We start from the raw sequence: 16,448 nt of genomic DNA, 5'->3' as shown, positions 1-16,448 counted from the left end.
TAAATGAAAATGAAGCAGTTGTTTTTAGGAGTTTTACTTTCCTTAAATTTAATTAGTTACGCACAAAAAAACACTAAAGAAGTTTTGTTTACAATTGATAATACACCGTATTATACCGACGAATTTTCAAGAGTTTACAATAAGAATTTAGATTTGGTTAAGGATGAATCTCAAAAAGATTTGAACCAATACCTTGAGTTATTTGTTGGTTATAAGCTAAAAATCAATAAAGCAAACAAATTGGGCTTGCAAAATGGTGAAAATTATAAAAACGAATTAAAAACATACAGAACGCAACTTTCTAAAAATTATTTGTCTGATTCTAAGGTAACTAAAGAACTTGTTGAAGAAGGACACAATCGTTATTTGAAAGAAGTTAAGGCTTCACACATTCTTATAACGGTCGAAGAAAATGCTTCTCCAGAAGATACATTGGTTGCATTCAATAAAATTAAAGACATTAGAGAAAGAGTCGCAAAAGGAGAAGATTTTGGAACACTTGCGCAACAATTTTCACAAGATCCATCTGCTAAAGAAAACAAAGGTAACTTGGGTTATTTTTCGGCTTTCAGAATGATTTATCCTTTTGAGTCGGCTGCTTATAAAACGCCAGTTGGAAAAGTTTCAAATCCAGTAAGAACACGTTTTGGTTACCATATTATCAAAGTAGATGACATTCGTGACAATCGTGGTGAAGTTTTGGTTGCACACATAATGGTTTTAAATCCTGAAAAACCAGAAGATGCTCCAACTGCCAAAATTAAGATTGATGATATTTATAAAAAATTAAATCAAGGTGAAAGTTTTGATAGTTTGGCTAAACAATTTTCAGAAGACAAATCTTCTTCGTCTAAAGGTGGCGAGTTAAATCGTTTTGGTTCAGGGCAATTAAGTTCAGAAGAGTTTGAAAATGTTGCTTTTGGAATGACATCTAAAGGTCAAATTTCTGAACCTTTTCAAAGTAAATATGGTTGGCATATTGTAAAATTGCTAGAGAAATTTCCATTAAAAACTTTGGAAGAAATGAAGTCGGAATTGGAAAATAAAGTTAGTAAAGATGATCGTTCAAGATTAATTACTAATTCTTTAACCGAAAAATTAAAACTTAAATACCCAATAAAATTAGATAAAAAAGTATATGCAAATGCTGTAAAAGCCGTTACTGATAGTGTTTATGTTAACAAATGGGATTTGCCCAAAGAAACCAAACTATATGATGGAAGACTTTTTGCAATAAAAGAAAAATCGTTGACTGGAACCGATTTCTTGAATTTTATCAAAACGAATCAAAAATCGGCTAGCAAAATCAAACCTGTTTCTAAATGGGTCGATAACGTTTACGCTAAATTTGTTGATGATCAATTAAACACCTATTATAATAATAATCTTGAAAACGAATTTCCTGATTTTGCTAATGTAATGGAAGAATACCGAGATGGTTTACTTCTTTTTGACCTGATGGACAAAGAAATTTGGGAAAAATCAAAAACGGATACCGTTGGTTTGAGTGCTTTTTATGAAGCTAGAAAAAATAATTATATGTGGAAAAACCGTTATGATGTAGTTGTTTTTTCTTCAACCAAAATGGATTATATAAAAAAAGCACATAAATTAGCAAAAGCTGCTGTTTCTGATGATAAAATTAAAGAACAACTAAATCCGAAAGATAAAGTTGAAGTAATGTCAAACGCTGGTGTTTTTGAAGAAGGAAATAATGCATTGCCTAAAAATGTAAAATTAGAAGAGGGTATTTCAGAAATTATTCAAGACGGAGAACATTATTTTGTTGTAAAAGTTAATAAAGTTCTTCCATCTGGACCAAAGACTCTTGAAGAATGTAAAGGAAAAGCTATCAATGATTACCAACAATATTTAGAACAAAATTGGGTTGGAGATTTGAAGAAAGAATTTATTGTAAAAGTAAATCAAGATGTTTTTGAAAAAGTAAAACAACAATTAAAAAAATAATTAGCAATAAATTTAATTGCTTTAAGTAAAACATATGAAATTCAATACTATTAAAAATTTCCTAATCGCTTTAGCATTACTATTGACTAATTTTTCAATTGTTGCTCAAGAAGTTGTTGCTGACACATTAAAAAAACAAACTGTATTTTCTGGAAAAAAGCAAAAAATTGACGGAATTATTGCAACAGTTGGCGATTATCTTGTTTTAGATTCTGATATTGATAAAAATTTTCTTGAGCTTACTAGTCAAGGAAATTCAATTAAAGATATTAGTCGTTGTCAAATGTTAGGAAAGTTACTTGAAGACAGATTATATGCACATCAAGCAGTTCAAGATAGTATCATTGTTACCGATGCCGAAGTAAAAACAAAGCTAGAAGAACAACTAGCCTATATGGTTGAACAATTAGGTTCAATGGAAAAAACGATAGCTTATTTCAAGAAGAATTCCGAAGAAGATTTCAGAGCTGATTTGTCGGAAATTATTAAAATGAATAAACTTACTTCCGAAATGCAACGTAAAATTGTTGATGAAGTTACGATAACACCTGAAGAAGTTAGAAATTTTTACAAAAAAATTCCGGAAAACGAAAGACCAACTTTTGGGGCAGAAGTAGAAGTTTCACAAATTGTAATCCATCCAAAAATTACGGATGAAGACAAGCAAAAAGTAATTGATAAACTAAAACAATTTAAAAAAGAAGTTCTCGAAGGTTCAAGTTTTGCAACCAAAGCGGTTTTATATTCTCAAGATCCTGGCTCAAGTACCAATGGTGGTTATTATAAGATGAATCGTAAAACTCCTTTTGTTAAAGAATTTAAAGATGTAGCATTTAGTCTTGCTGAAGGTGAAATATCTGATCCTTTTGAAACTACTTATGGTTTTCACATCATAATGATTGATAAAATAAAAGGACAAGAAGTAGAATTGCGTCATATATTATTATCTCCAAATGTTACTGACCAAGCATTAAAAGATGCTAAAGAAAAAATAGTTCAAATCAAGAAAAAAATTGAGAATAAAGAAATCACTTTTGCTGATGCAGCAAGAGCAGAATCTGACGAAAAAGAGACCAAAGCAAATGGTGGTGTTTTAATAAATCCTAAAACACAAGATACCAAGTTTGAATTGACCAAAATGGATCCGAGTTTTTATTCACAAGTTTCTAACCTTAAAGCAGGAGATGTTTCTAATGCAATTATTGACACAGATCAATCTCAAAGGAAAAAATATAAAATAGTTACTGTTACCAATAAAATTGATGAACACGCAGCTGATTATGCTAAAGATTATTTAAAAATTAAAGAGTTAGCTTTGAAAGAAAAGCAAATCAACGCTATTGCTAAATGGTCTGAAGAAAAAATTAAAGAAACTTACGTAAAAATAAACAACGAATATAGAGATTGTGAATTTGCCAATAATTGGCTTAAAAAGTAACTTTATATCTAATATTTAAAATCTAATATCTACTATAAGAATGTCCGACGTAACAGCAATACAAAATCTAGTTCAAAAAAGAATTGAGCTTAAAAAAGAGATTTCCAAAATAATTGTAGGTCAAGATGATGTTGTTGATCAGATTTTATTAAGTATTTTTTCTGGTGGACACGCTTTGTTAGTTGGTGTTCCTGGATTGGCAAAAACCTTAATGGTTAATACTATTTCTCAAGCTTTAGGTTTGGATTTTAAGAGAATTCAGTTTACACCAGATTTGATGCCTTCTGATATTTTAGGAAGTGAAATTTTGGATGAAAATCGTCAATTCAAATTTATTAAAGGGCCTATTTTTTCTAATATAATTTTAGCTGATGAGATTAACAGAACGCCACCAAAAACCCAAGCTGCTTTACTAGAAGCTATGCAAGAACGTGCCGTTACTATTGCAGGACAAAATTATAAATTGGATTTACCTTATTTCGTTTTAGCAACACAAAACCCAATTGAGCAAGAAGGAACTTATCCTTTGCCAGAAGCGCAATTAGACCGTTTTATGTTTGCAATTAAGCTAGATTATCCATCTTTTGAAGAAGAAGTTCAAGTTGTAAAAAGCACGACTTCTGATGCTAAGCCAACCATAAATCCTCTTTTTACAGGACAAGAAATTATCGATTTTCAGCATTTAATTCGTAGAATTCCAGTTGCTGATAATGTGATTGAATATGCAGTTACTTTGGTTGGAAAAACGAGACCAAATTCGCCATTATCTAATGAGTATGTAACTAATTATTTAGATTGGGGAGCAGGACCAAGAGCTTCACAAAATTTAATTTTGGCTGCCAAAGCCAATGCAGCATTCAACGGAAAATTTTCTCCAGATATTGAAGATGTAAAAGCAGTTTCAGTTGGAATTCTAAGACATAGAATCATCAAAAACTACAAAGCAGACGCCGAAGGAATTACCGAAGAAATGATTATCGAAAAGTTGATGTGATTTTAAAGATATTGAATGAAACTCCTAAGAACAATGATTGTTTTTAGGAGTTTTTTGTTTTGTATATTTAATCAAAACTTATTAGTTATCAATTTTTGCTTCTTTAAATATGATTTTGATAAAAATGATATAGCAAAATTCTTGTTTTCGTAAATTATTTAGTGCCATAAAGATATTTAGTTAAAAATTTTTTAATGGTACAACGTTTTCGTAATTTTGTGCTGCAAACATTAAAAAAAATTATCATGGCTTTTGATATTGAAATGATTAAAAAAGTTTATGGAACTATGGCTGAGCGTGTAGATAAAGCACGTGAACTAGTAGGTCGTCCATTGACACTTTCTGAAAAGATTTTATATTCTCACTTATGGGATGGAACGCCTTCTCAAGCTTTTTCAAGAGGAAAAGATTATGTTGATTTTGCTCCTGATAGAGTAGCTTGCCAAGATGCAACTGCTCAAATGGCATTATTGCAATTCATGCACGCTGGAAAGAAAACAGTGGCTGTTCCAACAACAGTGCACTGTGACCACTTAATTCAAGCAAAAGTTGGTGCTACAACCGATTTAGCAGTAGCTAATTCACAATCAAAAGAAGTTTTTGATTTTCTTTCTTCTGTTTCTAATAAATACGGAATTGGTTTTTGGAAACCAGGTTCTGGAATTATTCACCAAATTGTTTTAGAAAATTATGCATTTCCTGGTGGAATGATGATTGGTACCGATTCACATACTGTAAACGCTGGTGGATTAGGTATGCTAGCTATTGGTGTTGGTGGTGCTGATGCGGTTGATGTAATGTCTGGAATGTCTTGGGAATTGAAATTTCCTAAACTTATCGGAGTTAAATTGACAGGAAAATTAAATGGCTGGACGGCTCCAAAAGACGTTATTCTAAAAGTGGCTGATATTCTTACTGTAAAAGGTGGAACTGGGGCGATTGTAGAATACTTTGGAGAAGGTGCAATCAATATGTCATGTACAGGAAAAGGAACTATTTGTAACATGGGTGCAGAAATTGGAGCAACAACTTCAACTTTCGGATATGATGATTCGATGAGAAGATATTTAGCCGCAACAGGTCGTCAAGATGTGGTTGATGCTGCCGATAAAGTAGCTGACTATTTAACGGGTGATGCTGAAGTATATGCTAATCCAAGTCAATATTTTGATGAATTAATCGAAATTAATTTATCTGAATTAGAGCCACATATAAACGGTCCATTTACGCCAGATAGAGGAACACCAGTTTCTAAAATGAAAGAAGAAGCCGCTAAAAATGATTGGCCTCTTAAAGTAGAATGGGGATTAATAGGTTCTTGTACTAACTCATCTTATGAAGATATGGCACGTGCTGCTTCAATTGTAGAACAAGCTGTTGCACACGGAATTACTCCAAAAGCTGAATTCGGAATCAATCCTGGTTCAGAGCAAATTCGTTACACTATTGAAAGAGACGGAATTATCGCTACTTTCGAAAAAATGGGAACAAAAGTATTTACCAATGCTTGCGGACCTTGTATCGGTCAATGGGATAGAGCAGGAGCAGACAAAGGAGAAAAAAATACTATTGTTCACTCGTTCAACAGAAATTTCTCGAAACGTGCTGATGGAAACCCAAATACACATGCTTTTGTAACTTCTCCAGAAATGGTCGCTGCTTTGGCAATTTCGGGGGATTTGTCTTTTAATCCTTTAACAGATACTTTATTAAATGATAAGGGTGAAGCTGTAAAATTAAATCCTCCAACAGGTGATGAATTGCCAAAAAGAGGTTTTGATGTTGAAGATGCAGGTTTTCAGGCGCCAGCGGCTGATGGAAGTGGAGTAGTTGTTGCTGTTTCTGAAACTTCTGATCGTTTACAACTTTTGGCACCATTTGATGCTTGGAATGGGAAAAATATTTCAGGAGCAAAACTTTTGATAAAAGCGTTCGGAAAATGTACAACCGACCATATTTCTATGGCTGGACCATGGTTGCGTTTCCGTGGACATTTAGATAATATTTCTAACAATATGCTGATTGGTGCAGTAAATGCTTATAACCAAGAAGCTAATAAAGTTAAAAATCAATTAACGGGTGAATATGCTGCTGTTCCTTCTGTTGCAAGAGCTTACAAAGCAGCTGGTGTTCCATCTATTGTGGTGGGAGATCAAAACTATGGTGAAGGTTCTTCTCGTGAGCATGCAGCGATGGAGCCACGTTTCTTAGGTGTAAAAGCAGTTTTAGTTAAATCGTTTGCTCGTATTCACGAAACGAATTTGAAAAAACAAGGTATGTTGGCTTTAACGTTTGCTAACGAAGCTGATTATGATAAAATTCAAGAAAATGATACTATCAATTTCTTAGATTTAACAGAATTTGCACCAGGAAAACCATTGACATTAGAATTTGTTCATGCTGATGGTTCAAAAGATATAATTTTGGCAAATCACACCTATAACGAAAGCCAAATTGGTTGGTTTGTAGCGGGTTCTGCCTTAAACCTGATTGCTGCCAATGCTTAATTAATATTGGTTAGTAATACATTTTTACAAATGTAAACTCCTAGGGAAACTTAGGAGTTTTTTTATGTTAGTAGTTTTGGGAATATTTAAATAAAAAACCTTTCAATATTGCTAGTAAGCATTTTTTACAAAAAAAAATCAAAGAAACTATTTACTCCGATACTTCAACTAGACCATCTTGCCATTCTACTTTATCATATCTAAAATCAACTGATGTTAATGTGCCTTTTTTCTTAACGGTATAGGTTCCAGTTATTTTAGCTTTATCGCCTTCAATTGTGATTACGCCACTCTCTTTATCCTTGTTTTGTTGGTAATACGAAAACAATTTTGCAGCTATTTCTTCTTTTATGGTGACTTTAGCTTGAAATGTGCTAATGACAATTGTTTCATTATTGTTTTTGGCTATTAGCTCGATTCCGTTTTGCCCGTATTTGTATATTACAGGAGCTGATTTTGATTGCGATAACGCAAATTGGCTTACAAGAAAATATAAGAATACAATTTTTCTCATGGCATTAGTAGGTTTTAATCTTTAGATAGATTTGGGGAAAATAGCTAAATGATTATTTTGTTTTTTGACTATAACAAATCTAATAAATGTAACGATTATATCACAAATTAATCGATTAAATACATGTTATTTCAATAAAAATAATGATTAAACTTACAAAATATGTTTCCAAGTAAAAAAAATACGCTATAAATTTTAGTGTATTTTTAGAATAGATTATTTTGATTATTACAAATTTGCAGTTGTAGTTTTGGTTTCGCCATTTCTTATATAAACAATGGCGACTTCTTCTGCTAAACTTAGTTTTGCCAATTATTTCATATAGCTGTAAATTCTTTTTCGGTTAAATCAATTGAATAAATTTGATCACATAAAACGCCAAATGCTTTGTTAGTAATTTGTAGAGCAAGTTTCTTACTGTCTGGACTAAAGTAGGCTTATGCATTATCGCCACCAAAAGTTAGTTTTTGAGTATTTTTTAGGTGTTTTTCTTGTGAAAAAGCAGTTGTATTTAGTAATGATAAGAAGCCTATGACTAGAACTTTAGTTTTGATAGTATTTTCATTATATGAATTTTATTTCAATTTATAAATATAATATTTTGAGTTGATTTTTATAAATAGTTATTCAGTTAGATACAACTCGTAAAATACTCTAAAAGATTATTTTTCTTCTAATTAAGATTAAAACAAAGGTAAAAATAGTATAAAATATAAAGAAAGGGGCAATGTTTTCAATGAATCCTAATGGCAACATAATGGCAATAATCAATAGCTGAAAGCCTAATCCGTATAGTGAAAGCAATGTCATGAACCAATTAGGAAACGTTTTTACTTTGTAAGCATCTTTATCTAAAAAGTGAATTATTTTATCGAAAGCGCCATAAACCACAGTATATATTCCAAATAATATATCAACAGATTGCTGCGTTTCTCCTGGTAAAGCTTTCGGTGATTTGTATTCAAAAATTTTGCTTGTTGAATCACCTCCAACCGATTTATTTCTCAAAATAACATAATAATAATTGTATAATGTTCCTTGCAATTGAATTGCTATAAAAGCTAGTAAACTAAGCCAAATAGTCGTTTTTGACACATAACAGATGGTCATAAGAAATAGAAAGTTCAAGATGATATCGAAAACACTGTCTAAATATCTTCCAAAATAAGAAGGTGTGTTCTTGAGTCTTGCCAATTCGCCATCGGCAGCATCAATTCCGGATTTTAGAATTATAAAAAATGCAGCCCAAAAATATTGATGTGTGAGAATACAATAAATCGCAATTAAACCCGAAATTCCAAATAATATGGTTACGTGAATAGGAGTGAAGTGTGTACTTTTAAGTTGATTAGCAAGGAATTTTCCGAATGGTCTTCCGTAATCTGATAAGTCAAGAAATTTATCTTGAGCTGAAAGTTTTGACATTTAAAGTTTCTAAATAGAACTGCGACAATATAGTCTGAAAATTTATTTTGAAAGGCGATGTAACGTATAAGTCATGGTTGCTAACAAAATAAAAGCCATTATTTGATGTGTTAATCCTAACCACAATGGAACGCCTAATAACAAGGTTAAAACACCCAATGTAAATTGCAAAAATACTATAAAAATCAATAGGTTTAATCCATTTTTCTGTTGTGTTGAAAGTGCAAATTTTTTACTTTTAAAATATAAAAATAGAATTAATCCAACAACAACATAAGCCATTGTTCTGTGAACAAACTGAACACCACTTTTACCTTCTGTCAATCGTAATAGCCAAGAATATTTTTCTAAAATGATGCTTTCATGAAAGAATTGTCCATCGCTCATTAAGGGCCAATGGTTGTGTATCAAACCCGCGTTTAATCCTGCTACAAATCCGCCATAAATGATTTGTATTATTAGAAAAACAATGGCAATTCGAGCATATTTTCTTAAAGTTGTGTTGACTTCTTTTTTGTCTGGATAAATTAAATCTAATGCCACCCATAAAGTGTAGGCAAAAGTTATAAATGCAAAAGTTAGGTGTAAAGCTAATCTAAAATGACTCACATCAGGATTATCAACTAATCCGCTTTTAACCATAAACCAACCTAAAAATCCTTGAAATGCTCCCATTCCTAAAAGGATAATACATTTTTTAATTGTTTCAGAATTTAATTTCTTTTTGATTAAAAAATATACGAATGGAATGATAAAAACCATTCCAATTATTCTTCCAATAAAGCGGTGAAACCATTCCCAGAAATAAATAAATTTATAATCAGAAAGTTGAAAATCATTGTGAATATTGATTTTTTGATATTCAGGAAATTTCTTGTATTCATCAAAAGCTGCTTGCCATTTTTCTTCTGATAAAGGCGGAAAAGTGTCGGTTACCAAATGCCAATCGGTCATGGAAAGTCCAGAATTGGTCAAACGCGTAATTCCGCCCACGGTAACCATTATAAAGAGTAAAATACAACCTGAAAGTAGCCAATATATGACTGATTTATTTGTTTTCATTGTTTATTTAATTGGAAAATTTTCGGGATTTTGTCTTGTATTCCAAATATCCATGATGAAAATATGTGTGTCTGTAAAAGAATAAATAATTTCAAAATGGCTTGCTATTTTTAGTCTAATATTTTCGTTGTTCGATTTTAAAGAACTTTCAGGAAAAACTAATAATTGTTTTATAGAATCTTGAAATTGCGAATTTAATTTTTTGCTATAAATATTCGACTTATTTCTTTTATTCCAATAGAAAAAAATAGAAGTTCTGGATTCTAATGCAAATCTTGTCCAAACTATTTTTCTTGCTCTTCGAACCATTTTTCTATTTCAATTTGTGCTTCTTCATCCGAAATAAACTCGCCATTTTCAATTTGTTTTAAAGCTTTATCAATTCTGGCTTGTTCCCATTCATTAAAAACACGAACTTTTTCTGTTTTTTCATATACAGCCGAAGGTTCATTAACAAAAGAATCTTCATTAAAAAAATTATCTAATAAATCATTTAGTTCCATCAATAAATCAATATCATTTGTGTCGATTATTTTTTGGATTAAATCTAATTTTAATTCGGAATTTATCATAGATTTTATTTTTTTAGTAAAACTATTAAAAAAGAATGACTTTTAAGAAAAAACAAAAGTTAATCTTTACTTATGATTTTCCACTTTTTTTAATCCTAAATTTTCGGCTCTTTTCATTACAAAATCGTAAGCTGCTTGATATTCATTCGGGATTTTTCCGTCTAAAATTGCTTCTTTTACCGATTCTTTCAACATTCCGATTTCTTTTGAAGGCTTTAAATTGAATAGTTCCATGATTTCTTCACCAGAAATTGGCGGTTGAAATTGGCGCACATGATCGCGTTCTTCAACTTCAACAATTTTTTTGCGAACAAGATCAAAATTAGTATGGTATTTTTTAAATTTTGCTGGATTTTTGGTAGTAATATCAGCTTCGCATAGCGTCATTAAATGATCTACATCTTCACCAGCATCAAAAACTAAACGTCTTACAGCAGAATCGGTTACAATATCTTCTGCCAAAACAATTGGTCGAGAACTCAACATAACCATTTTTTGAACAAATTTCATTTTTTGGTTCAATGGCATGTGTAATCTTTCAAAGATTTTTTTAACCATTTTTCCACCTAGAAATTCGTGTCCGTGAAATGTCCAACCTTGTTTTTTGGTAAAACGTTTTGTTGGTGCTTTCCCAATATCGTGCAACAATGCAGCCCAACGAAGCCAAACATCTTCAGTATTTGGACAAATATTGTCGACTACTTCTAACGTATGGTAAAAGTTGTTTTTATGCGTATGACCTTCAATTTCATCTACATTATTTAAGGCTGTTAATTCGGGTAAAATTAGGTCTAAAAGTCCGGTTTTATATAAATGTAAAAACCCAATTGATGGTTTTTCGGTAGATATAATTTTGTTTAACTCATCAACAATTCGTTCGCCAGAAATAATCTTTATTCTATCTTTATTTCTAGAAATAGCTTCTAATGATTCGGCTTCAATTTCAAAATTTAATTGCGTTGCAAAACGAATACCGCGCAACATTCGTAAAGGATCGTCTGAGTAAGTTATGTCTGGATTTAAAGGCGTTTTTATGATTTTATTTTCCAAATCAGCTAATCCATTGAATGGATCAACTAGTTTGCCATAATTTTTTTCATTCAAAGAAAAAGCCAATGCATTTATGGTAAAATCGCGACGGTTTTGGTCGTCTTCCAATGTTCCATTTTCTACAATTGGATTTCGGCTATCTTGGTTGTAGCTTTCTTTTCGAGCACCAACAAATTCGATATCAATTTCTTTGTAGCGAAGCATTGCTGTTCCGTAGTTTTTGAAAACTTGAACTTTAGGTTTGTTAGGTAATAATTCGGAAACTTTCAAAGCCAAATCAATTCCAGAACCTACCGCAACAATATCAATATCTTTTTTGAAATCCCTTTGAAGTAAAAAATCACGAACAAAACCACCAATAACGTAGCTATCAACGTTGAGTTCTTTGCTAGCTTGAGCAATTATTTTGAATATTGGATTGTTTAGTGCTTTGGTGTAGTTTATTGTAGCCACTGATTCACAGATTATTTTCTAAATTTATTTGATAATTCTTTTGTATTCAAGTGAAGTTTTATTGAAATTGACTAAAATAGCAAGTCTATGTCCAGAAACATGTAAATAATTTAAACATTGAGATATATGTTTTTCATGTAGTGAATCTGTTGATTTTATTTCAATTATTATTTTATCTAAAACAACAAAATCAGCATAAAATTTATGATTTAAAATAATATCTTTGTAATGAACTAAATATTCTTTTTCTCTTTCAAAAGCAAAATTAATTTTTGATAACTCATATTCAAAAGCATCTTTATAGACAATTTCAGAGAAACCTTTTCCAAGATTTTTGTGAACTTCAATTAAAGCTCCAATAATTTTATAGGTATCGTCTTCATATAAATAGTTTGACATTTTATGGTTTTTAATCTGTGAATCTGTGGCTAATAAATTACTTTCGTATTATTTTAACTTGATTATCTAATGAAAGTTTTATTATTGTTGATGGATTTTTGCAAATTTTATCTTGGTGCAAATTTACTACATAGTCAACACCTTTTATAATTTCGGGGTCAATTTCTTTGAACGATTTTGGAGCAAACATTCCTGAAATATTGGCTGAAGTTGATACCAAAGGTTTCTTCATTCGTTCCATTAGTTTGAAACAAAAAGGTTCTTTTACAATTCTAATTCCCAATGTTTTATCTTCAGCTATAATATTTGGAGCTACATTTTTGGGATTGTCAAGAATTAAAGTTGTTGGTTTTTCGGATAAATCGATGATTTCCCAAGCTACGTCTGGAATATCTTTGAAAACATTGTACATCATTTTTTCGCCATTCATCAGTACAATCATACTTTTTGATTCTTCTCTTTTTTTGAGTGCATATATTTTGGCAACAGCTTCTGCATTAGTTGCATCACAACCAATTCCCCATACGGTATCGGTAGGATAAAGTATGATGCCACCATTTTGAATTACTTCGTATGCTTTTTGGATTTCGGTGTTGATGTCGTTAGTCATTCTTTAACTATTTAATAATTCTATATAATTTTTATTAAACTCTGCTAAATTGAAATTTTCTTTTAATGTAACAAAGGCATTATTACTCATTTTAGATAACAAATTTCTATCTTCTTCTATTATTTTAATTTGTTTTATAAATTCCGAAATAATTAAATTTGTATCAGTATAATTTTCAATTATTATTCCGTTATTATTAGTAGTATTTATAAATTCAGATATTTCCCCAACATTAGTACAGATTGGAACTACTCCAAATGCCATTCCTTCTAAAACAACCATTGGAAAACCTTCTCTGCTAGATGTAATAAGTAATAAATCACTTGATTGATAGTATTCATTTAATGTAACAGTATCATTTATCTCTCCAATTATCTTTGTATTTAATGGGGCTTCTATCGTTTTTTTATCAAAGTTTCCAATTACTATAAATGATGTATTTAAATTATTAAGTTGGCATTCTTTTGCTATTTCAAAAAATATTGAAGCTCTTTTTTCATAGCTATTTCTTCCAACAAAGAGTATTTTTAATGAATCATTAAATTGTTTTTTTGGTTGTTCAATTGGTATACTAACTTTATTTTTAATTATATTAATTTTTTCAATTTGTGTTGGAGAAATATTATTTTCTAGATATAATTTTTCAAAATCTGAGACTGTTTTTTTTCCTAATACTACTCTTTTATTTATTCTATTTACATGCGGAATACTGTACTTTTCTGCTGCGTAAGGCTCTTCATAAGAAAATGCATGAATTAAATCGATTATTTTTACATGTGATTTCAAATAGGGTATGATGTCATAAAAAAAATGTGAATTACAGCCAAAAACGATTGCTTTTGGGTTTGAATTTATTTTTCTTGAAATTAATTTCAAAGCAAGCATTTTTAGCTTCCTTTTTTTTATTAATTTATTTATTTCTATAATTTTAATAAAATTTTCAAATTTCTTTTTATTGTGGTCATTTACAGATTCATTAGTAATTAGACATACATTTTTTTTGTTTTCAAAAACTTTTAAAATATCTAAATGAACTGTCTCTGCTCCTCCCATATGATAAAATGGAAAGAAAAAAAATATTTTTTCAGATTTTAATTCAAAAATTGCTAAATAAAAAAGTTTTATGTAATATATAATCTTCATAAATGTTTTTTTATAAACGATTTTATTTCTTTCTCAACTTTATAAATTGTTTTATATGAAATTGAGGATTTTATTTTATTAAGAAGTCTAATATCATCATATATTTTCCTAAAATTACTTACAGAATCGTTTAGTTCTAAAAGATTGAAATATTTTGAGTGATGTTTTTTGTATATATAATCAATCATTTTAGCATGATTATGTTCGTTTTTAATGAAATTATTTCTTGAATTTATTGTTTGTCTGTAAAAAAATAAAATTTTATCAATCCTGAAGACAGTATCGTTTTTCTCTAATAATTGCATCCAAAACTCCCAATCTTCATAACCATAAATCATTTTTAAATCATAGCCTTCAGTATTAATAAAATCAATTCTTTTGAACATTGCTGAGCAAAAAATACAATTTTGAAAAATAAAATCTTCATATTTATATTTTGGTAAATCCCAATAAATATTTTCTTCACCAAAGAGATTCGCCTTACAATATACTAATTTAAGAGAAGGATTATGGTTAAATGCTTTTATAGCTTCAAAAATATAATCTTCATCAATTTTGTCATCACCATCTAGAGGTAAAATAAACTCTCCGTTTGAATTATTGATTCCATAATTTCGTGCAAATGAAACACCAGAATTTTTAATGTTTAAATAATTGAAACGATTATCTTTTGCAGAATATTCAATTGCAATTTCTTCTGATTTATCTGTAGAACCATCATTAACAATTATGCATTCCCAATTTTTGTATTTTTGATTTAAAACTGATTCCAAACATTCTGCAAGAAAATTTTCTTGATTAAAACATGGTACAATTATAGAAACTTTATCCATCTTTAAATATTATCTATATAATTTTTTATTTGTCTCTTTCCTTTTTTTTTGTCACTTAATCTTCTAAAAAAATAAAAAATTGGAAACTTACTTTTCATTTCATTATTTGACTCTATAAATTTGACTCTTAAGTCTTCATAAATTTCTTTAAATTGAAGTAAATTGTATTTTGTGTGTAAGTTAAAATATTTTTCATATTGATAATAAAGAAAACGAACTTTAGATTTGGATTCATTAAACTTTTTTGTTTCAGATAATCCCATCATTATTGAATTGATTTTTCTATTATCCTCTAACAACTTTTTTGGATTTATAATTTTCCCTACACCAAGTTGTTGGTTATTATGTAATCTGTATGAAATTAATTTTTCTGTACTAAAGCATAATGCATTTCTTTGAGTTAAGACATATGCAAACCATTCATCATGAATAAAATTTTCTATTGTAAGAAAAGGAATGCTGTATTCTTTTACTTCTTTTTTTATGCATAAAGTTGCACCGGTCAAAAAATTACTGGTATGTAATAGTGATTTTCTTAAATCTGATGTCTCTTTTATAGAATCATGAAAAAAACAAACACTTTCCCACAGAGAGATTTTTTGATGAATCAACTCACTATTTTCATCTATAAAATTTGCATCACTGAACACACCTTGAGCCTTTTCGTTTTTAGAAAAAACATTCATTATTTTCTCAACTTTATCATTCCTCCATATATCATCTTGATCTGATAAAAAGATATAATCACCAGTTGTTAGACTAATTGCTTTTTCAAAATTTTTATTACTACGAAGATTTGTTTCATTTTTATGAATTTTAAACAATTCAGGTTTTTTTCCTTTATACTCTTCTAGTATTGTTACGGTTGAATCAGAAGAACAATCATCACAGATAATAATTTCATCAACTGGGAAGGTTTGATTCAAAATGGAGTCTATTTGCTCCTTTATAAATTTTTCACCATTGTAAGTGCATAATGCTACAGATATTATCATAAAATTAATTTTGTTCAAAAATTGTTTTTACCCAAGTTTTAATACTGTATTTTTCAAAAATTTGAATTGGTAACTCTTGATATGGCAATTCAAAAAAAGTTTCAGGTATTTTTTCTATACTATCGTCCCAAACAAATATATTATTTGGATTGTAAAAATCATAATTAATAATGTCTTTATTTGTAGTTATTAATTTTTTTCTATGACTCATGGCATCAAAGACTCTAAATGTTAACCCATTTTGAATAGTTTTTTGAATATCGATTATAACTTTAGATCTCTCAAAAAAGGTCTGAGCTTCTTCAAAAGTAATTGGGTTTTCAATTAATTCAATACCAGTATTTTGGTACTTTTCTAGCTTACTTTTGTTCCTATTTTGAACAATTATCTTTTTTCTATAATTTGAAAGCCTATTTGTAAGTTTTAAAATTTCATCAATTCTCTCATCTAAAGCACCAATAAAAAAAACATCATATTCATTTTCA

Annotated in this window: 15 protein-coding genes and 1 pseudogene; 4 read left to right on the top strand and 12 right to left on the bottom strand. The window is 29.6% G+C overall.

The window, feature by feature from the left end; genetic code table 11:
- The first annotated feature begins 9 nt into the window (after nt 1–9).
- The 4 genes from ACIQ66_RS08410 to ACIQ66_RS08395 all read left to right on the top strand — a co-directional run bounded on the left by ACIQ66_RS08410 (nt 10) and on the right by ACIQ66_RS08395 (nt 6,907).
- Nucleotides 10–1,968, top strand: a complete 1,959-nt coding sequence (locus ACIQ66_RS08410) for a peptidylprolyl isomerase (RefSeq protein WP_396212358.1) — start codon at nt 10–12, stop codon at nt 1,966–1,968.
- A gap of 34 nt (nt 1,969–2,002) precedes the next feature.
- Nucleotides 2,003–3,406 (top strand): peptidylprolyl isomerase, encoded by a 1,404-nt coding sequence (locus ACIQ66_RS08405; protein ID WP_396212357.1) that lies wholly within the window; start codon nt 2,003–2,005, stop codon nt 3,404–3,406.
- Nucleotides 3,407–3,446: 40 nt separating this feature from the next.
- On the top strand, nt 3,447–4,400 hold the full coding sequence (locus ACIQ66_RS08400; protein WP_396212356.1) for an AAA family ATPase: 954 nt from the start codon (nt 3,447–3,449) through the stop codon (nt 4,398–4,400).
- A gap of 245 nt (nt 4,401–4,645) precedes the next feature.
- Nucleotides 4,646–6,907 (top strand): aconitate hydratase, encoded by a 2,262-nt coding sequence (locus ACIQ66_RS08395; protein WP_396212355.1) that lies wholly within the window; start codon nt 4,646–4,648, stop codon nt 6,905–6,907.
- A 151-nt stretch (nt 6,908–7,058) separates the two neighbouring features.
- On the opposite strand, the gene ACIQ66_RS08390 is transcribed toward ACIQ66_RS08395, so the two are convergent.
- From ACIQ66_RS08390 to ACIQ66_RS08335, 12 genes and pseudogenes are all read right to left on the bottom strand, one after another.
- Nucleotides 7,059–7,421 carry a hypothetical protein gene (locus tag ACIQ66_RS08390; protein WP_396212354.1) on the bottom strand — a complete coding sequence of 121 codons (363 nt, stop codon included), beginning with the start codon at nt 7,419–7,421 and terminating at the stop codon, nt 7,059–7,061.
- A 654-nt stretch (nt 7,422–8,075) separates the two neighbouring features.
- Nucleotides 8,076–8,846, bottom strand: coding sequence for a CDP-alcohol phosphatidyltransferase family protein (locus tag ACIQ66_RS08385; RefSeq protein ID WP_396212353.1), 771 nt, complete (start codon nt 8,844–8,846; stop codon nt 8,076–8,078).
- Between the two features lie 42 nt (nt 8,847–8,888).
- The gene (locus ACIQ66_RS08380) at nt 8,889–9,908 is read right to left on the bottom strand and encodes a COX15/CtaA family protein (RefSeq protein ID WP_396212352.1); all 1,020 of its coding nucleotides are present in this window, start codon (nt 9,906–9,908) and stop codon (nt 8,889–8,891) included.
- A gap of 3 nt (nt 9,909–9,911) precedes the next feature.
- The gene (locus ACIQ66_RS08375) at nt 9,912–10,217 is read right to left on the bottom strand and encodes a type II toxin-antitoxin system RelE/ParE family toxin (protein WP_396212351.1); all 306 of its coding nucleotides are present in this window, start codon (nt 10,215–10,217) and stop codon (nt 9,912–9,914) included.
- A complete protein-coding gene (locus tag ACIQ66_RS08370) occupies nt 10,193–10,480 on the bottom strand; it encodes a hypothetical protein (protein ID WP_396212350.1) in 288 nt (95 codons plus the stop codon). Before ACIQ66_RS08370 ends, ACIQ66_RS08375 begins: the two co-directional genes overlap by 25 nt.
- Nucleotides 10,481–10,546: 66 nt before the next feature.
- Nucleotides 10,547–11,974, bottom strand: coding sequence for a CCA tRNA nucleotidyltransferase (locus tag ACIQ66_RS08365; protein WP_396212382.1), 1,428 nt, complete (start codon nt 11,972–11,974; stop codon nt 10,547–10,549).
- 33 nt (nt 11,975–12,007) lie between these two features.
- On the bottom strand, nt 12,008–12,382 hold the full coding sequence (locus ACIQ66_RS08360) for a GxxExxY protein (RefSeq protein WP_396212349.1): 375 nt from the start codon (nt 12,380–12,382) through the stop codon (nt 12,008–12,010).
- 37 nt (nt 12,383–12,419) lie between these two features.
- Nucleotides 12,420–12,992, bottom strand: a complete 573-nt coding sequence (locus ACIQ66_RS08355) for an L-threonylcarbamoyladenylate synthase (protein ID WP_396212348.1) — start codon at nt 12,990–12,992, stop codon at nt 12,420–12,422.
- Nucleotides 12,993–12,995: 3 nt separating this feature from the next.
- Nucleotides 12,996–14,135, bottom strand: coding sequence for a glycosyltransferase family 4 protein (locus tag ACIQ66_RS08350; protein ID WP_396212347.1), 1,140 nt, complete (start codon nt 14,133–14,135; stop codon nt 12,996–12,998).
- Nucleotides 14,132–14,968 carry a glycosyltransferase family 2 protein gene (locus ACIQ66_RS08345; RefSeq protein WP_396212346.1) on the bottom strand — a complete coding sequence of 279 codons (837 nt, stop codon included), beginning with the start codon at nt 14,966–14,968 and terminating at the stop codon, nt 14,132–14,134. Before ACIQ66_RS08345 ends, ACIQ66_RS08350 begins: the two co-directional genes overlap by 4 nt.
- Before the next feature lie 2 nt (nt 14,969–14,970).
- Complete coding sequence (locus tag ACIQ66_RS08340; protein WP_396212345.1) at nt 14,971–15,963, bottom strand: glycosyltransferase family 2 protein; 993 nt, start codon at nt 15,961–15,963, stop codon at nt 14,971–14,973.
- Between the two features lie 4 nt (nt 15,964–15,967).
- Nucleotides 15,968–16,448 (bottom strand): annotated as a pseudogene (locus ACIQ66_RS08335) (lipopolysaccharide core biosynthesis protein rfaS); the annotation flags it as partial.

The organism is Flavobacterium sp., from assembly GCF_044377315.1.
Lineage (GTDB): Bacteria > Bacteroidota > Bacteroidia > Flavobacteriales > Flavobacteriaceae > Flavobacterium.
The sequence above is the reverse complement of the archived record's forward strand: the minus strand, read 5'-3'. Positions and strand labels throughout refer to the sequence as shown.